This is a genomic window from Roseovarius sp. MBR-78 (genome assembly GCF_040547535.1).
In the GTDB taxonomy this organism is placed as follows: domain Bacteria; phylum Pseudomonadota; class Alphaproteobacteria; order Rhodobacterales; family Rhodobacteraceae; genus Roseovarius.
Map to the genome: position 1 here is coordinate 1 of NZ_JBEPPX010000020.1, position 16,385 is coordinate 16,385.

Sequence of the window (16,385 nt, forward strand, 5' to 3'; positions counted from 1 at the left end):
GCACGTAACTCGGTCGAAAAACGGGTCCCTGGGTTTCCCTTGGTCATAGCTTACCTTCCGAGCTTTTTGCTCTCCGGTAAACCCGGTCTGGTTCACCTCGCCGGTCGCGTCATGTGAGGCAGATGCCAGTTCAGGCATTGTGATGTCCCCATCCTGCGCGATACCTTCCGCGAAGAAGTCGCGATGCGGATCGAGCTTACCCTTGCCTCTGGGGCGACCTTGGGGAGCGGCGCGGGCTTGACCGGTGCGGCGGACCGCAAGACCCCAACGTGCCCCGGTCGCAGGCGATACCTTCAGCCGCAACGCCGCCGCGCGCCCGCTAAATCCTTCCTCGATCAACTTCTGAAACCGCGCCCGAAGCGCATCCGGCAAAGGTGCTGACATAATCCATCCTCCCAAACAGGATGAATCACAGATCATCACTCAAGGGAATCTCACCGATTCAGGTTTTCGGCGGGATGCTTTAACTCGGCGTTGACACGCATAAATCACGCCGCCGTGAGGCATGAAACATAACGCGCTAAAGGCCCAGAACCGGATGCCCTGCAGCGCGCGCTCCCCCTCTGATGGCATCATCCCCGCCTCAAACCGTCAAACCCACTCAGCACGAGCGGGAAAAGTCAAAAATCGAGGTGCCCTTTAGGGCCTGTGGACAATCACCGTGATGCGATGAGGGCTGCGGCGAGGTTCCAATTGGCGGCGTAGCTGCAATCAGTCTTGTCGTAGAGCGTAGCTATACCCGTGAATTCCTTTATTTTTGCGAAGTAATTTTCTACCAGATGGCGCCATTTGTAAGCGTCGGCAGCATAGTCGCGCCGATGCGTCCGGTTGGACTTTGGCGGGAGTTTGGAGGGTCAGGATTTGATCCGGGGGATCAAATCCCCGACGAACGCGGTCGCGCCGCGTTCGTCGAGCTCTTCAAGCAGCCAGTTCGCATCGAAGGCCTTGTCCGCCAGCAACGCGCCGAACGACACATCCCTGATGAGCGGGGCAACGCCCTTCATGTCATGTGCCTGGCCGTGCAGCAGCAGGAAGCGGACCAGATTGCCGAGCGCGTCCACCAACGCGACGATCTTGGTCGTCAGGCCGCCGCGCGAACGCGCGATGGCTTGAGCCTGAGTCCCCCTTTTGCGCCCGATGCCTTCTGGTGAACCTGAACGATGGTGCCGTCGATGAGCGCGTATTCGAGATCGGGGTCTCCGCTCATGGCATTGAAAATGCCGCTCGAATATACCCGCCTTGGCCCAGCGACGAAAGCGACGGAACTGGCTGTTCCAGTTCCCGAAAGCGGGTGGTAAATCGCGCCAGGGTGAGCCGGTCCGAACCCGCCAGAAAACGGCTTCCAGGAACAGGCGATTATCCTTTGCCGTGGCCCCCGCATCGCTGGCCTTTCCCGGCAAATGCGGCTCAAGCCGTTGCCATACTCGATCCGTCACCACAAAGCGCTGCTCGTTCATTCAAACCTCCCTTTTGGAAGCTTGAATCAGAAATCACACTCGATGGGAATCCTTATTGTCCACGGACCCTAGTGGGCGGTCGAGTTCCGCCTGCGCAAAGTCGAACCTGTCACGCCACTGGTCCGAGGGACAGGTGAGACGCGCTTGCCTTGCGCAGGATCTCATTCGCCTGGCGAAGCTCCCGGTTTTCCCGTTCCAGAAACGTGATGCGATCACGTTCCTCGCTTGTGATGCCGTCGCGCATGCCGCTGTCCCTCTCGGCCTGTTTGACCCATTCGCGCAGGGTCTGGGGAATACAGCCGATCTTGGGTGCAATGGCCGCAATCGCGCCCGCCTGCGTCTCGTATGAGCCCTGATGCTCGAACACCGTTCGGACCGCCCGTGCGCGGACCTCGGGCGAGGTGCGATTTGCCATTTTGCTTTTTGTCATAACCATCATCCTTGCTTAAGTTGATGGTCTCCGACAATCTCGAGGCGGTTCAGTGAAATCCTGATCCACCTTGACCGGGCTGCATTCTGGTCGAAAAAGCAGGACCACCTCTAGGGCCTGAGCGCCGCGCTGGCCTATCGTTATGGCGATGAGGGGGGGCGACGAGACGCACACAATCGGTGCGCTGCTCGCCTATTCCTTCCGAGGGTGTATAATAACGTCATGCGTGCGCCGAGGCTGCGCGGCATGGCACGTCAAGCGCGATCTCGCCCTGCCTGCCGATGCGCGACGCGTCCCGACCAAGACGCGCGCGCGTTACATTCAAGCCGGTCCGGTTCCGCGTCTTGTCCGCAGGGGATACCGGGCTCCCGTGGCATCCCGCGGTCGCGAGGCGCTCACGACAAGGCACTTTCGCCTGATTTCCGCATCATAACCATAGCCCGACCGTCGCCTTGATATGGCCGACTCGGATTTCTTTCAGCGGACATGACTTAGATCAAATCTATCGTGCGGATCGCGGATTATTATCGGAGTTAAGAAGTTACCTTTAAGCGGTGCCTTGGCGCCGGAGGCGATCTCGTCGCGGCAAGGTAGCGGCAGAATGCACCTCGGTGGTTGTTATGCAGTCAGGACGCGCTTTGGCACCCAGACACAGCAGACGGGACATCCTGCGCGGCACCCTTGGGGAGGATCGCTGCCCGGTCATGCGCCCGCCGGGCGCGCAGACAGGGTTCGACCGTCTTTGCGATGATTGTGGGGCTTGCGCGCGGGCCTGTCCGCAGCGGATCATCCGCCATGCCGAGGGGGGTGGGCCGGTGCTGGATTTCAGCCGGGGGGCCTGCACCTTTTGCGGAGACTGTGCCCGCGCCTGCCCGACCGGCGCGCTGGTGGTCGAGGCGCGAGATACCTGGCCCTGGCGGGCGGTGATCCTGCCGTCGTGCCTGTCGCGCCAGGGCATTTCCTGCCGGGCCTGCGAAGATGCCTGCGAGCCGCGCGCCATCCGGTTTCGCCTCCAGACAGGTGGGCGCGCCGTGCCCGTCCTCGATATGGATCTCTGCACCGGCTGTGGCGAATGCGCCTCTGCCTGCCCCGCCAAAGCGGTCGCCTTCGAGCGCGCCTTACCCGTCAGTATGGAGGTTTCGGCATGAATATCTGCGGATGCCTTGTTCATGTCGCCCCCGAGGCGATAGCCGCAGCCCGCCCGCAAATCGAGGCGATGGACGGGGTCGAAATCCATGCCCAGACCGAGGACGGGCGGCTTGTCGTGGTGGTCGAGGACACCGACGAAAGGTTTGCCTCAGACGCCATCATGGCCCTGCACCAGGTGCCGGGCGTGCTCTCCCTGACGATCAACTATCACCATTTCGAAGACCTCTCGCCGCGGGCCCTGCTCGCCGCCACCCAGCCGGAGAATTGACATGACCATCTCGGAATCCCGCCGGACATTCCTCAAAGCCACGGCCGCCGCCAGCACCGCCGCAACCGTGGGCATTCCTCTTGCCGTCGAGCCGTCGCTGGCGCAGGGGGCAGGGGCCGATCTGCGATGGGACAAGGCCCCTTGCCGGTTCTGCGGCACCGGCTGCTCGGTTTTGGTCGGGGTCAAGGAGGGGCGCGTCGTCGCCACGCAGGGCGACCCGGACGCGCCGGTGAACCGGGGGCTGAACTGCATCAAGGGCTATTTCCTGTCCAAGATCATGTATGGCGCGGACCGGCTGACCACCCCGCTCTTGCGCAAGACCAATGGCGTCTACGACAAGAACGGCGAATTCGAGCCGGTCTCGTGGGACGAGGCCTTTGATGTCATGGCGCAGAAGTGGAAAGAGGCGCTGGCCAAGAAAGGCCCGACCTCCGTGGGCATGTTCGGCTCGGGCCAGTGGACGGTGTGGGAGGGCTACGCCGCCGCCAAGTTCATGAAGGCGGGGCTGCGCTCGAACAACATCGACCCCAACGCGCGCCATTGCATGGCCTCGGCGGTGGTGGGGTTCATGCGCGCCTTTGGCATCGACGAGCCTATGGGCTGTTATGACGATCTGGAGCACGCCGATACCTTCGTGCTCTGGGGGTCGAACATGGCGGAAATGCACCCGATCCTGTGGTCGCGCCTGACCGACACGCGCCTGACCAAGCCGAGGGCAGAGGTGCATGTGCTCTCGACCTTCGAGCACCGCTCGTTCGAGCTCGCGGATAACGGCATGATCTTTCACCCGCAATCCGATCTGGCGATCCTCAACTATATCGCCAATTACATCATCCAGAACGATGCGGTGAACTGGGATTTCGTCGACAAGCACGTGAATTTCAAGCGCGCCACCACCGATATCGGCTATGGGCTGCGCCCCGAACATCCGCTGCAAGAGGCCGCCGCCAATCCCAATGTCGGGGCCATGTCGGACATGACATTCGAGGAGTACGCCGCCTCTGTCGCCGAATACACGGTTGAACGCGCGTCGGAGCTGTCGGGCGTGCCGGTGCATCAGCTTGAACGGCTCGCGCAGCAATATGCCGATCCCGACCGCAAGGTGATGAGCCTCTGGACCATGGGGTTCAACCAGCACACGCGCGGCTCTTGGGTCAACGGGCTGATGTATAACGTCCACCTTCTGGTGGGCAAGATATCGGAGCCGGGCAATTCGCCCTTCTCGCTGACCGGGCAGCCCTCGGCCTGCGGCACCGCGCGCGAGGTTGGCACATTCGCCCACCGCCTGCCCGCCGATATGGTGGTGATGAACGACAAGCACCGCGAGATTTGCGAAACCGCGTGGAACATTCCGGCGGGCACGATCCCGCCCAAGCCGGGCTTTCACGCCGTGTTGCAGAACCGGATGCTGAAGGATGGCGTGCTCAATGCCTATTGGGTGCAATGCAACAACAACATGCAGGCCGCCGCCAACATGACCGAGGAGGGTCTGCCAGGCTACCGCAACCCCGAGAATTTCATCACCGTATCCGATCCCTATCCGACCGTGACCGCGATGGCCGCCGACCTGATCCTGCCGACCGCGATGTGGGTCGAAAAGGAAGGGGCCTATGGCAATGCCGAACGGCGCACCCAGTTCTGGCGTCAGCAGGTCGATGCCCCCGGCGACGCGCGCTCTGATCTGTGGCAGGTGATGGAATTCGCCAAGCGCTTCACCGTCGAAGAGGCCTGGGGCGAGGAATTGCTGGCCCAGAAACCGGAATTGCGCGGCAAGACCGTCTATGAGGTGCTGTTCGAGAACGGCAAGGTGAACAAATACCCCCTGTCAGAGACCGCCGAGGGCTTTGAGAATCAGGAAAGCCAGCATTTCGGCTATTACGTCCAGAAGGGCCTGTTCGAGGAATATGCCGATTTTGGCCGTGGCCACGGCCACGATCTGGCGGAGTTCGATGTCTATCATCAGGCGCGCGGGCTGCGCTGGCCGGTGGTGGACGGCAAGGAGACGCTTTACCGCTTCCGCGAGGGCTATGACCCCTATGTCGAGGCCGGCAAGGGCGTGCAGTTCTACGGCAAGCCGGATGGCCGCGCCAACATCATCTTTGCGCCTTTTGAGGCGGCCGCCGAGGCCCCCGATGATGAATTCGATCTCTGGCTCTGCACCGGGCGCGTGCTGGAACACTGGCATTCCGGCTCGATGACGCGGCGGGTGCCGGAACTGCACCGCGCCTTTCCGTCGGCGATGGTGTTCATGCATCCCGAGGATGCACAGGCGCGCGGGCTGCGGCGCGGGCAGGAGATCATGATCTCCACCCGCCGGGGCGAAATGCTGAGCCGGGTCGAGACCCGTGGCCGCAACAAGCCGCCCAAGGGTCTGGTATTCGTGCCGTGGTTCGACGAGGGGCAGCTCATCAACAAGCTGACGCTTGATGCCACCTGCCCGCTGTCGAAAGAGACCGATTTCAAGAAATGCGCCTGCAAGGTCGAGCGCGCCTGAGCCTTTGAGAGAGTGAAGAGATGCCCGCCGCCGCGCCCCTGTCACCGCACCGCCGCCGGTTCCTGCTGGACACCGCGCGGATGGCGGGTGGCTGCGCGGTGGCGGGCAGCGCGCTGGCCTATCTGGCCCTTGATGCTCGGGCGCTGCCAGCCGAGGCGCTGCGCCCGCCCGGTGCCCTGGCCGAGGAGGACTTCCTCGGGGCCTGCATCCGCTGCGGGCTCTGCGTGCGCGATTGCCCCTATGACACGCTGGTGCTGGCGGAATTGGGCATGGATGGCGCGGCCATGGGCACGCCGTTTTTCACTGCCCGCAAGGTTCCTTGCGAGATGTGCGACGATATTCCCTGCGTCGCCGCCTGCCCGACAGGCGCGCTCGATCCGGCGCTGCGCGATATCGACGACGCCCGCATGGGCACCGCCGTGCTGGTCGATCAGGAAAACTGTCTGAATTTCCTCGGGCTGCGCTGCGACGTGTGCTATCGTGTCTGCCCGGTGATCGACGAGGCCATCACGCTGGAGCTGTCGCACAACGCCCGCTCGGGCCATCACGCCATCTTTGCCCCCACGGTTCACGCCGACAAATGCACCGGCTGCGGCAAGTGCGAGCAAAGCTGCGTGCTGCCCGAGGCAGCGATCAAGGTTCTGCCCACCCGGCTGGCGCGCGGTGCCTCTGCCGAGCATTACCGCAGGGGCTGGGAGGAGCAGGACGCGCGCGGTGCGCCCGTGGTCGAAGGCATCATCGACCTGCCCGACCGCCTGCCGGGGCCGGGCACCGACAATCTGACTGCGCCGGGCGGATACGAGCCGTTCGAGCCTGCCTTCAAACTGCCGGGGGCCGGGCAATGAGCGTCAAGACCAGATACCCCACCGGACAAGAGGCTATTGCCATGAAGGGCTGGCTGGGGGCGCATCGCTACCTGATCCTGCGCCGCGTTTCGCAAGGGTTTTTCCTGTTGCTGTTCCTGATCGGGCCGTGGTTCGGGATCTGGTGGGTGGCGGGGTCGCTCTCGGGATCGCGCACCCTTGATGTGTTGCCGCTGACCGATCCGCTCATCCTGCTGCAAGGCATCGTCGCGGGCCATTGGCCGGAACTGACCGCGCTCATCGGCGCGCTGATCGTGCTGGCGGTCTATGCGCTGATTGGCGGGCGGGTCTATTGTTCCTGGGTGTGCCCGATCAACCCGGTCACCGATGCGGCGCATTGGTTGCATAATCGGCTTGGCCTGCAAAAGGGCTGGCAGCCGAAGAAATCCGCCCGGCTGTGGCTGCTTGGCACCGTGCTTGCGGTGTCTGCCCTGACCGGCACCATCGCCTGGGAGGTGATCAACCCGATCACCATGCTGCATCGCGGGCTGGTCTTCGGCATGGGGTTTGCCTGGGCGCTGGTGATCGCGGTCTTTGTCTTTGACCTTGTCGTGGCGCGGCGCGGCTGGTGCGGGCATGTCTGCCCGGTCGGGGCCTTTTACGGCCTCATCGGCGCCAAAAGCCTGCTGCGGGTCAGCGCCGTGAACCGCGCCGCCTGCGACGACTGCATGGACTGCTTTGCCGTCTGCCCTGAAAATCAGGTGATCGCGCCCGCGCTGCGCGGCAAACCGGGCGAAACGCCGCTGATCCTGTCCCCCGACTGCACCAATTGCGGGCGCTGCATCGATGTCTGCTCAGTTGATGTCTTCGCCTTCACCAACCGTTTCGACAACCGCGTCAACGACCATGAACAGGTGACCGACAAGGCCGCCTGACCCAAACACGGAGAAAACAGATGAAACTTCCGGTCATTGCGGGTCTCTCCGCCCTCGCGACAACCCTGTTTATCGGCGGGTTCGTCATCGCGCAGAACGCGGCGGGGGTGCAGTCCCTGCGCGGTGCCGATATCGACGTGACCTTGCCCACCGACGATATCCACCGCCCGATGGAGGGCCGCAAGCTGCGCAACTATCGCCAGCAGCCCCCGATCATCCCGCATTCGACGGATCAATACCAGATCGACCTGCGCACCAACCAGTGCCTCGCCTGCCACGACTGGACCAAGGCGGGCGAGCGCGGGGCACCGACCCTGTCGATGACCCATTATCTGGATCGCGACGGCACCCAGATGGACACGGTCGCCGGCACCCGCTGGTTCTGCAACCAGTGCCATGTGCCGCAGGTTAACGCCCCGGAACTGGTCGGCAATACCTTCGCGCCGTCCAACAGCCTGAAATGACGTGGGACAAGGAGACTTCATGATGCCTGATCCAAACCAAGATCCGTCCCGTCGTCCCGGCCTGCTGCGCCGTGTCTGGACCGCCTTCTGGAGCCCCACCGGGGTGCTGAGCATGGGCTTCCTGCTGATCTCGGGCTTTTTGGCCGGGATCCTGTTCTGGGGCGGCTTCAACTGGTCGCTGGAACTGACCAATACAGAGGAATTCTGCGTCTCGTGTCACACGATGGAAACCAATCTCGGCGAATACCGCGAGACGGTGCATTACAGCAATCACTCCGGCGTGCGGGCGATCTGCTCGGATTGTCATGTGCCCCATGAATGGCAATACAAGATGAAGGCCAAGATCATGGCCGTGAAGGATGTCTATCACGAGGTCATGGGTACCATCTCGACCCCGGAAAAATACGAGGCGCGCCGCCTCGAGATGGCCTCTGCGGTCTGGAAGAAGATGAAGGCCAGCGACAGCCGCGAATGCCGCAACTGTCATGCGTTTCAATACATGGATTTCACCATTCAGGAAACCCGCGCGGCGGATAATCATCAGAAGGCCATTGATCAAAACATGACCTGCATCGACTGCCACCAGGGCATCGCGCATGATCTCGCCCCCGGCTACCTCGAGGAATACAACCATGTTGTCGAAACGCTGGCGCAGACCGGGCGCGACACATCGCTCGATATGGCGCAGATCAAGACCTACCTCGGGGCCAATACAGAGTGATCGCGCCTGAATGCCGCACCTGATTTTACGGAGAGACGGAGATGTTCAGTATGCTTGACCTCATTGGAACCATCGGCGCCAATGTGCTTGGCCTGCCCGGCATCCTTGGCGTGTCGCTTGGCCTGATGACCCGGAACTGGATCCTCGCCGCCGTGATGGGCGGGCCGTCGGGCTGATTGCGCCGGTGTTGCTGGGCATGTCGCACGCGACCCATGTCGCGGTGCCGGTGAGCGATTACGCGATCGGGATCGTGATAGGCATTCTCGCCGGTCTCATGGGCTGTGCCATCCGCCACAAGGGCGCAACGGTCTGAGCGACGGCTGGGCGCGTTGCGTCCCGCATATCGGGGCCTCGCGATCAACGGGCCTTCATGTTGTCGACCCGTTTTTGAGCATGGTCGCCGCCGCGCGGCGACTAACGCGATGTCTCCGTGCAAGGCCAGGCAAGACGATGGCCGCCCTGCGAGGCGGCCTTCCTCAACTCGGTCTCTTATCAAGAACAGTGGTGAGCCGTGCAGGATTCGAACCTGCGACCCACTGATTAAAAGTCTCAGGGTTTATTGTTTTCTTGGAATTTCACTGAATTGCATGAAGTATCACATAGCCTTGTTTTAAAAGAGTGAAGTGCCTATTTGATTGCATGGGCTTGCATGGCGTTTCCGTTCGCGTGGTAGCCCGGTGGTAGCCAAGACAGGGGAAGGCCATGATTGACAAGATGAAACTGACAAAGCGGGCGGTGGACGCGCTCAAGCCCAGCGAAAAGCGTTTTGTGGCATGGGATTCTGAGATTTCCGGCTTTGGCGTTCGCGTGGCCCCTTCCGGTCGGAAAACCTACGTCCTGAAATATCGCGTTGGCGGCGGGCGTTCGGGCCGGGTGCGCTGGGCAGTGATTGGCACTCATGGAACACTGACCCCCGATCAAGCCCGCGAAACCGCGCGGCGCTGGGCGTCTGATGTAGCCGCCGGGGGTGATCCCGCTGGCGCGAAAGCGGAATGGCGCAACGCCCCTACGGTAAGCGATTTGCTTGACCTGTATCTGTCTGACCACGTGGGAAAGAAGAACAAGGGCAGCACCGCCAAGAATGCGGCCTTGCTAGTGGATAACGTCATTCGCCCAGCGTTAGGGCGGCTCAAGGTGGCTGATGTGACCGTTGGTGATGTGGCCCGATTCCACAACGCGAACGTCACGACGCCTTATCAGGCCAATCGGGCGCTTGCTGCCCTGTCGAAAGCCTTCGCGCTTGCTGAGGTTTGGGGAATGCGCCCGGACGGTTCGAACCCATGCAAGAAAGTTGAACGCTTCAAGGAGCAGTCACGCGAACGCTTTTTGTCAGGCACTGAGTTTCAGCGGCTGGGTGAGGTGTTGGCACAGGCTGAGCGGGAACCGCTGCGCATTGCCGGTGCCGATGGCAGGGAACGCCTCACAAGGGTGAACCCTCAGGCAATCCGGGCTATCCGCCTTCTGATTTTCACGGGTGCGCGTGTCGGTGAAATCCTTGGGCTTCGGTGGGAGCATATCGACACTGGCAATGGCCGTGCGAACCTGCCCGATTCCAAGACAGGCAAGAAAGCTATCCAGCTTCCCGCCCCCGCGCTTGAGGTGCTGACGGCGGCAGATCGTCCAGAGGATGGCAAGGGCTATGTGATCCGTGGCGGGGATGGCTCTGACCCAGAGGTGCCGCTTGTGAATATCAAGGGGCCGTGGGGTGCTATCCGGCAAGCGGCTGGGCTAGATGATGTGCGGCCCCATGATCTGCGCCATGCCTTTGCTTCTATCGCGGTTGCTGGCGGGCTTTCCCTGCCGATGATCGGGGCGCTTCTGGGCCACAGGGAAACCCGCACCACGCAGCGCTACGCGCACTTGTCAGATGATCCGCAACGGGCGGCGGCTGACCTGATTGCAGGCCGGATTTCCGACGCGATGCTTGGGCCGGAAAGCGGTGCTGAGGTGGTGCCGCTGCGCCAGAAATCCCCGTAAATTGTCCACTATATCTTGTGTTGGTAAGGGGTGAATTTATACCCTTTGCTTGTTTTGTGTATATCGAAAATTCGTGTTACTTTGTAGCTTTGTTAATTATTTCCGTAAGCCTATGATTTAAAATAGTAATTCAGGTAACAGTTTTGAAGGGGTGAGGTAACAGCTTTTTCGTTCTGTTACGTTTTCCCGGCCTGTTCTGCCAATCTGTGACGTCCCGTGCAATTCGTTGCGGTTCGCGCCTGTTACCGATACACCCCGAAAATCCACCAAAATCGGCCCAAAAATCCGGGATTTTGCGGGATAGGTGACACAAGATATTGTGTTTCGTTGATTTCGGCCCAGCGCTGGGCTTATGTTACCCTTGGGCGGCTCAGGCTTGGCGGCTGAACGGCGGGATTTCGCACCCCGCTTGCCGCCCGTTTCGAATGTGCGGGGCCTTGCGAGGGCGGTGATATGGTGCAGGCGGGGGATAGCCTTTCAGGCGATTGGTGGATTTCCTACGCTGACAGCCAGGGAAGGGCCGCTGATTTGGATGGCCTTAGGGTGCTTTGCTTTGCGCTGTATCTCAATTTCATCAAATCGCATTGCGCGTCTCGAAACCCGGAAAGCAAGATGAAACTTGAAGCGTTCGGACGGGCTATCCGTAGTCTCGGCGTAACCGATCAGGACGAAGCCAAGGCTGAGCAACTTACTTTCCGGCAGATTGTCTTTTTCGTGGATGATCTGTGGGTGTTTCCCAAGCTGGTCACATTTTGGCGGAAAGGCGAGGGGCTTTCGAAGCCCATAGCCACCAATGGCCTCGGAGACGCAGGCGCGGATTTGGGGGCCATATTCTGGCGATGGTTTCGGCGCTGGGAAGGCGGGGCAGTTGCCCCGTTTCCGGGTGGCTTGCGCCGCAAAGTAAAGCGCTCCGAACAGTTTCAGGAATTTGCAAAATGGGTGGCCGATTTATGTGGTCCCCCAACGCGGGGGCGTCCAGCAGGAAGGCCCCGGCAAGATGGGCTGGCGGACGCTGTTCGGTTTGTTGCTGACTTCATGGATTCCAATCCAGATGCGGACAGGAGGGCGGTTATTCGTAACGCTCTGGGGCTGGATGGCTCATATCCCGTTTTTCGTGTAGTTTCCCGCTTGCCGAACGATCCGTGGGAGCGTGCTAAGTGCATCCAGTCCAGTGAAGTTGGGGAGCGCGACAAGGGTAGTCTGGTAGCAGGAGACAAGGCGGTGCGTTTGATAGAGCGCCACTTGGCGAAACGCGACATGGCAAAGTATTCAGCGCTTAACAGGCTCGGACGGAAATAGGAGGGGATTTCTAATCCCCGGCTTAACATGCCCGCCGCTCTTATCGGTGGTGTTGCTACCAACAAACAGGAGCAACACCAATGCAAGAACAATTCACAGATGATCGGCTGCTAACGCGGCCTGAGGTGCATACGCACTTTGGACTGACCCAGCGCTTTCTTGAGGTCGCGGCAGTCAAAGGCAATGGCCCGCCCTTTATAAAATTAGGGCGGGCCGTTCGCTATCGCTGTGGCGATATTCGTGACTGGATTGAAGCCCGTCGCGTGGCGTCAACCTCGCAGGAGGTGGGCCAATGATCCATAACCGGAAACCGCCGAAAATCCTGACCGCGCCGGACGATATGCTGACCTTCGAACAGGCTAGCCACGGCATGACACGGCAGCGCCTTGACCTTTCAAGGCATGACCAAACCCACCTCGCAAAACTGGGCTTTGCCATTGATGCGCTCAACCGTTGGACCGCCTTTGTCCAATCGGTCGAACAAATCGAAGGGCTGATACAGCGCTATGAGAATAGCGCCGCCCTGCTGTTGGGAGGGCCGCGCGATGACTGAGGCGCAAACCATTGTGGCCGCGCTGGGCGGCGATTGGCGCGGCGCTTATGGCCTTGCCCCATGCCCGATTTGCCAGCGTGAGAGGCGGCGGGATCAGCGGGGGCTATCGGTGAAGGATTCGGGCGGGCGGACACTGCTGACTTGTCATAAGTCAAGCTGCGCCGCGCCTGAGATTTTCAACGAACTGAAAGGCCGGGGCCTTGTGTCTGGCCACGGTGAAGCCGCCCAGCGCCCAGCGGCGGAAATCGAACGCGAACGCAAAGAACGCCGCGCTCAGCGCCTTAAAACGCTGAAGTTTTGCGATGATATTTTCAGCCAAGCGGTGCCGATAACCGGGACACCTGCCGAAGCCTACTTGGCGGGGCGAGGCATTGCCGTTCAGGGGCAAAAGATGCGCAAGACGCTGCGGTTTCACCCACGCCTGAAGCACTCCGGCACGGGCGAATATCTTCCGGCGATGGTGGCCCGCTTGCGGGGGCCGAAGGGTGAACCGTTGGGGCTGCATCGCACCTTTTTGCGCCCGGACGGGTCCGGCAAAGCTTCTTTGCCCGGTGGGGCTAAGATGATGCTGGGGCCATGCAGCGGCGGCGCGGTGCGCTTCGGCCCGGATCGCCCGGTGATCGCGTTGGCAGAGGGCATTGAAACTGCGTTGTCCATCGGCGTGGCTTCGCGCCTGACTGTTTGGGCTACACTGAGCACCTCGGGCCTCAAAGGGGTGATCCTTCCACCGCCACCCGTGGCAGAAGTTATCGTCATTGCGGCGGACCACGACCCGGCGGGACTCGCGGCGGCGGAAGAGGCAGCGGCTCGGTTCGAAGCTGAAGGCCGCGCCGTGTCGGTGATCGCACCCCAAGCCAAGGGCGCGGATTTTAATGACGTTCTGCGGGGTACCGCGCATGGGTGACAAGGAAATTAGCGAAGCGGTGAGTGGGGCTGTTGAGGCCGCACAGGCGAAGAAAAAGCCTAGCGCTGGGTTGAGCGGAAACGCCCAGCGCGGACAGGCAAAGCGTCGGTTTCCGTTCAAGGTGGACAGAGATGGCGTATATCGTCAGATCGAACGCGAGGGCGATGACGGCACAGCGCGGAAAAGCTGGGTGCGGTTCGGATCAGAACTGCACGTTCTGGCCCTGACACGGAATGACGAAGGCGAGGATTGGGGGCGGCTTCTGCGCGTCATCGACCGTGACGGGCTGGCGCATACCTGGGCGATGCCCGCCGCCCTCTTGGCGGGTGCCGGTGATCCGCTGCGGGCGGAACTGCTGCGGTTGGGTTTTGAACTTGAGCCGCGCCGCGATGCCAAGGCGTGGCTGCTGGAATACCTTATCACGGCAGAGCCTGAAACGCGGGCGCGGTGTGTGGGTCGGGTGGGCTGGCATAGCGAAACCTATGTCCTACCTGACGGGCCGATTGGCACGGCTGAGGGCGGCGAACAGGTGCTGTTGCAAACCGCTGAAAAGCCTGACCACGCCTTCCACGTCGCGGGGACGTTGGACGATTGGAAGGCTGAAGTTGCAGCCCCTGCGCTGGGCAATTCCCGGCTTGTGCTCTCGATTTCTGCGGCCTTTGCCGCGCCCCTGCTCGCACTGGCAGGGGATGAAGGTGGCGGCTTTCACTTTCGCGGGGCTTCATCGTCGGGGAAATCAACCGCCCTAACGGTGGCGGGATCGGTCTGGGGCGGCGGCGGAACGCGGGGTTTTGTGCGCCAGTGGCGAGCTACGGATAACGCGCTTGAAAGCGTTGCCGCAATGTCATGCGATAGCCTTCTTTGCCTCGATGAATTGTCACAGGTTGATGCCAAATCGGCGGGCGCAGCGGCGTATATGCTGGCCAACGGCAAGGGCAAGGCCCGCGCTGGGCGCGAAGGGCAGGCCCGCAAGGTGCTGGAATGGCGGGTGCTGTTTCTGTCGAATGGCGAAATCGCATTGGCGGACAAAATCAAAGAAGGCGGGGGCCGGATCGCGGCGGGCATGGAAGTGCGCGTGATTGACCTGCGGGCCGATGCAGGCGCGGGCATGGGGATTTTTGAAAAAACCCATGGCGCGGCTGACCCTGCCACCTTGGCCCAGCGCCTGAAGAAATTGGCCAACACGCACTACGGCACGGCAGGCCGCGCCTTTGTGGCGGCGCTGGTGGATGACTTGGCGGAATACCGGGAACAGGTGGCAGACCTGCGAAAGCGGTTCACTGAGGCCGCTTTGCCGCCCGGTGCTGACGGGCAGGTGCGGCGCGTGGCGGATCGGTTCGCACTGGTGGCGGCGGCGGGTGAAATTGCCACGGCGCTGGACGTAACCGGATGGCCCGCCGGGGCGGCGCTGGGCGCAGCACAGCGGTGTTTTACGGATTGGCTTGCCGAACGCGGCGGGGTTGGTTCAAGTGAGGTGGCCGAAGCCAAGCGGCGGATTGCCGAGGCCCTTCAGCTTCACGGCTCAAGCCGCTTTCAGCGCTGGGCGCGGTCAAGCTCTGACCGCATGGTGATTACCAACCGCCTCGGATTCGTGAAAATCGAAGGCGACCCGGATGTTGAGGAAGTCGAATCCACGTTCTTTTTCATGGCTGAACCGCTCAAGGAAATCTTGGCAGGGTTGGATTTTCGCGCGGTGGTGGCTGAACTCATGGCGGCGGGGGTGATCGTCAGTCAGGGCGGCAAGCCGAATAAGGTGTTCCACGTGTCCAGCGGTGGCGGAAAGCACCGCCTTTACCAGATTGACCGGGACAGGCTGGACGAGGGCGCAGATGGCCCGGAAACCTGATTGGCAGGCTTTGGGCGCACTGTTCGATCAAACGCCCCCAGCGCCTACCACAGCCCCGCCCAGCGCCCCTGAGGATGGCACGCCGCTTTACAATGGGGAGCGTTTGCCCAAATGGCTGGTGCGCGACCTGATGCAGGAACGCGCCGCTATCCGTGAATACTGCGGCGGCCTGACGCGCGAGGAAGCCGAAGCCCTGACCCTTCAAGGCTTGCAGCGTGGTCGTGTCTAAAATCTGGAAACTGGAATGCACCGGCGGCGCATTTTGCAGCTACCGCTTTGGGCTGGCGTTCTGTTCAGGCTCGGAAAGCGGGCGCTGAAATGCATTCAGGGTGTTGGGTGCCATGCGCCCCTTGCCAGAAGGCCAGAACGCCCATGCCAGCGCCACGGTGAGGCCCGCGAAAGCCAGCCCGCCCAGCGCCCCGGTTGCCACCCACAGGCCCGCCACAGCCGCGCCCCAGAGGGCCAGCATGGCAAGCGAAAAGGCGATGGCGAAAAGTGTCATGGAGACAACCCAGATGCTGGAAAAACGAAGCCCCGCAGGACTTGTAATCGTCTGTGCGGGGCTACCACGTTAGTGGTTTTGAGGCTCAACGCAAAGCGCGAGCGGACAGCGGTTATATAGGCCAGAAATCCTTAAACGTCAATTGAAGGGGCGTTAAATACCCCCTTAAACACCCCTTTAAATGCCCAGCGCCACTTTGAGACAGGCCCGGACCTTCTCAAATTCCTCCTCGGAAATGCGTGGTGTCAGATACTTACGCTTGCCCGTTTGGTCCCGGTCGGTCCTGAACAGGTCAAGCCGCTCAAACCCGACTGTTGCAAGCATGTCAGCCTTCACCCAGCACTTGGTTTCCGGGAAATGCGGCAAGCTGTAGGGCAATTCGATCTGGCAATGGTGCGGTGCGATGTGGTCGGGCGGCGTGGTGCTGAGAGGAACAACCGTCAGCAAGCCCCGGCGGTGACGCAAACGGGGCGAGACCGCGATAACCGGGCGGCGCTTCACCATTTCAGGCGGCTTGAAACCGCCCTTGCTGTAATCGCACAGCAAAACAGTGCGTTGATTTACGTCATACTTGATAGGCAAC

Annotated in this window: 18 protein-coding genes and 2 pseudogenes; 15 read left to right on the top strand and 5 right to left on the bottom strand. The window is 61.5% G+C overall.

The annotated features are described in order from the left end of the window. The 3 genes and pseudogenes from ABIE58_RS14800 to ABIE58_RS14810 form a co-directional block, all read right to left on the bottom strand. Positions 1-420 (bottom strand): annotated as a pseudogene (locus tag ABIE58_RS14800) (hypothetical protein); the annotation flags it as partial. Positions 421-854: 434 nt separating this feature from the next. Beyond that, positions 855-1,457: an IS5 family transposase gene (locus tag ABIE58_RS14805; RefSeq protein WP_354545481.1), complete on the bottom strand. Its 603-nt coding sequence runs from the start codon at positions 1,455-1,457 to the stop codon at positions 855-857. A 139-nt stretch (positions 1,458-1,596) separates the two neighbouring features. Continuing rightward, positions 1,597-1,887: pseudogene (locus tag ABIE58_RS14810) on the bottom strand (transposase); the annotation flags it as partial. A gap of 638 nt (positions 1,888-2,525) precedes the next feature. On the opposite strand from ABIE58_RS14810, the gene ABIE58_RS14815 reads away from it, so the two are divergent. From ABIE58_RS14815 to ABIE58_RS14885, 15 genes are all read left to right on the top strand, one after another. Further along, positions 2,526-3,035: a ferredoxin-type protein NapF gene (locus tag ABIE58_RS14815; RefSeq protein WP_354545482.1), complete on the top strand. Its 510-nt coding sequence runs from the start codon at positions 2,526-2,528 to the stop codon at positions 3,033-3,035. Continuing rightward, positions 3,032-3,304 carry a chaperone NapD gene (locus ABIE58_RS14820; protein ID WP_354545483.1) on the top strand — a complete coding sequence of 91 codons (273 nt, stop codon included), beginning with the start codon at positions 3,032-3,034 and terminating at the stop codon, positions 3,302-3,304. The genes ABIE58_RS14815 and ABIE58_RS14820 overlap by 4 nt, the downstream gene beginning before the upstream one ends. Before the next feature lies 1 nt (position 3,305). Continuing rightward, a complete protein-coding gene (gene napA, locus ABIE58_RS14825; protein ID WP_354545484.1) occupies positions 3,306-5,798 on the top strand; it encodes a nitrate reductase catalytic subunit NapA in 2,493 nt (830 codons plus the stop codon). A gap of 20 nt (positions 5,799-5,818) precedes the next feature. Then, positions 5,819-6,643 (top strand): ferredoxin-type protein NapG, encoded by an 825-nt coding sequence (napG, locus tag ABIE58_RS14830; RefSeq protein ID WP_354545485.1) that lies wholly within the window; start codon positions 5,819-5,821, stop codon positions 6,641-6,643. Continuing rightward, positions 6,640-7,536, top strand: a complete 897-nt coding sequence (napH, locus tag ABIE58_RS14835) for a quinol dehydrogenase ferredoxin subunit NapH (RefSeq protein WP_354545486.1) — start codon at positions 6,640-6,642, stop codon at positions 7,534-7,536. Before napG ends, napH begins: the two co-directional genes overlap by 4 nt. 20 nt (positions 7,537-7,556) lie before the next feature. Then, positions 7,557-8,000, top strand: coding sequence for a nitrate reductase cytochrome c-type subunit (locus tag ABIE58_RS14840; RefSeq protein WP_354545487.1), 444 nt, complete (start codon positions 7,557-7,559; stop codon positions 7,998-8,000). A gap of 22 nt (positions 8,001-8,022) precedes the next feature. After that, positions 8,023-8,721, top strand: coding sequence for a NapC/NirT family cytochrome c (locus tag ABIE58_RS14845; RefSeq protein WP_354545488.1), 699 nt, complete (start codon positions 8,023-8,025; stop codon positions 8,719-8,721). Positions 8,722-8,762: 41 nt separating this feature from the next. After that, positions 8,763-8,897 (top strand): hypothetical protein, encoded by a 135-nt coding sequence (locus ABIE58_RS14850; RefSeq protein WP_354545489.1) that lies wholly within the window; start codon positions 8,763-8,765, stop codon positions 8,895-8,897. A 526-nt stretch (positions 8,898-9,423) separates the two neighbouring features. Then, positions 9,424-10,698 carry a site-specific integrase gene (locus ABIE58_RS14855; protein WP_354545490.1) on the top strand — a complete coding sequence of 425 codons (1,275 nt, stop codon included), beginning with the start codon at positions 9,424-9,426 and terminating at the stop codon, positions 10,696-10,698. A 453-nt stretch (positions 10,699-11,151) separates the two neighbouring features. Next, positions 11,152-11,997 carry a hypothetical protein gene (locus ABIE58_RS14860; protein ID WP_354545491.1) on the top strand — a complete coding sequence of 282 codons (846 nt, stop codon included), beginning with the start codon at positions 11,152-11,154 and terminating at the stop codon, positions 11,995-11,997. Between the two features lie 80 nt (positions 11,998-12,077). Next, positions 12,078-12,293, top strand: coding sequence for a helix-turn-helix transcriptional regulator (locus ABIE58_RS14865; protein ID WP_354545492.1), 216 nt, complete (start codon positions 12,078-12,080; stop codon positions 12,291-12,293). Beyond that, a complete protein-coding gene (locus ABIE58_RS14870) occupies positions 12,290-12,550 on the top strand; it encodes a hypothetical protein (RefSeq protein WP_354545493.1) in 261 nt (86 codons plus the stop codon). Before ABIE58_RS14865 ends, ABIE58_RS14870 begins: the two co-directional genes overlap by 4 nt. Further along, on the top strand, positions 12,543-13,454 hold the full coding sequence (locus tag ABIE58_RS14875; protein WP_354545494.1) for a DUF7146 domain-containing protein: 912 nt from the start codon (positions 12,543-12,545) through the stop codon (positions 13,452-13,454). Before ABIE58_RS14870 ends, ABIE58_RS14875 begins: the two co-directional genes overlap by 8 nt. Positions 13,455-13,575: 121 nt before the next feature. Next, positions 13,576-15,300, top strand: coding sequence for a DUF927 domain-containing protein (locus ABIE58_RS14880; protein WP_354545495.1), 1,725 nt, complete (start codon positions 13,576-13,578; stop codon positions 15,298-15,300). A gap of 103 nt (positions 15,301-15,403) precedes the next feature. Further along, complete coding sequence (locus tag ABIE58_RS14885) at positions 15,404-15,529, top strand: hypothetical protein (protein ID WP_354545496.1); 126 nt, start codon at positions 15,404-15,406, stop codon at positions 15,527-15,529. Positions 15,530-15,568: 39 nt separating this feature from the next. Here ABIE58_RS14885 and ABIE58_RS14890 read toward each other — a convergent pair whose 3' ends face one another. Beyond that, the gene (locus ABIE58_RS14890; RefSeq protein ID WP_354545497.1) at positions 15,569-15,802 is read right to left on the bottom strand and encodes a hypothetical protein; all 234 of its coding nucleotides are present in this window, start codon (positions 15,800-15,802) and stop codon (positions 15,569-15,571) included. A 177-nt stretch (positions 15,803-15,979) separates the two neighbouring features. Beyond that, a complete protein-coding gene (locus ABIE58_RS14895; RefSeq protein ID WP_354545498.1) occupies positions 15,980-16,384 on the bottom strand; it encodes a type II toxin-antitoxin system PemK/MazF family toxin in 405 nt (134 codons plus the stop codon). Position 16,385 lies beyond the last annotated feature (1 nt).

Excerpts from the sequence above, each read along its gene's own strand:
- ABIE58_RS14865 (WP_354545492.1), top strand. The coding sequence starts at position 12,078 with ATGCAAGAACAATTCACAGATGATCGGCTGCTAACGCGGCCTGAGGTG.
- ABIE58_RS14850 (WP_354545489.1), top strand. The coding sequence starts at position 8,763 with ATGTTCAGTATGCTTGACCTCATTGGAACCATCGGCGCCAATGTGCTT.
- napH (WP_354545486.1), top strand. The coding sequence starts at position 6,640 with ATGAGCGTCAAGACCAGATACCCCACCGGACAAGAGGCTATTGCCATG.
- ABIE58_RS14855 (WP_354545490.1), top strand. The coding sequence starts at position 9,424 with ATGATTGACAAGATGAAACTGACAAAGCGGGCGGTGGACGCGCTCAAG.
- ABIE58_RS14870 (WP_354545493.1), top strand. The coding sequence starts at position 12,290 with ATGATCCATAACCGGAAACCGCCGAAAATCCTGACCGCGCCGGACGAT.
- ABIE58_RS14890 (WP_354545497.1), bottom strand. The coding sequence starts at position 15,802 with ATGACACTTTTCGCCATCGCCTTTTCGCTTGCCATGCTGGCCCTCTGG.
- ABIE58_RS14805 (WP_354545481.1), bottom strand. The coding sequence starts at position 1,457 with ATGAACGAGCAGCGCTTTGTGGTGACGGATCGAGTATGGCAACGGCTT.
- napG (WP_354545485.1), top strand. The coding sequence starts at position 5,819 with ATGCCCGCCGCCGCGCCCCTGTCACCGCACCGCCGCCGGTTCCTGCTG.
- ABIE58_RS14820 (WP_354545483.1), top strand. The coding sequence starts at position 3,032 with ATGAATATCTGCGGATGCCTTGTTCATGTCGCCCCCGAGGCGATAGCC.
- ABIE58_RS14845 (WP_354545488.1), top strand. The coding sequence starts at position 8,023 with ATGCCTGATCCAAACCAAGATCCGTCCCGTCGTCCCGGCCTGCTGCGC.
- ABIE58_RS14840 (WP_354545487.1), top strand. The coding sequence starts at position 7,557 with ATGAAACTTCCGGTCATTGCGGGTCTCTCCGCCCTCGCGACAACCCTG.
- ABIE58_RS14860 (WP_354545491.1), top strand. The coding sequence starts at position 11,152 with ATGGTGCAGGCGGGGGATAGCCTTTCAGGCGATTGGTGGATTTCCTAC.
- ABIE58_RS14875 (WP_354545494.1), top strand. The coding sequence starts at position 12,543 with ATGACTGAGGCGCAAACCATTGTGGCCGCGCTGGGCGGCGATTGGCGC.
- napA (WP_354545484.1), top strand. The coding sequence starts at position 3,306 with ATGACCATCTCGGAATCCCGCCGGACATTCCTCAAAGCCACGGCCGCC.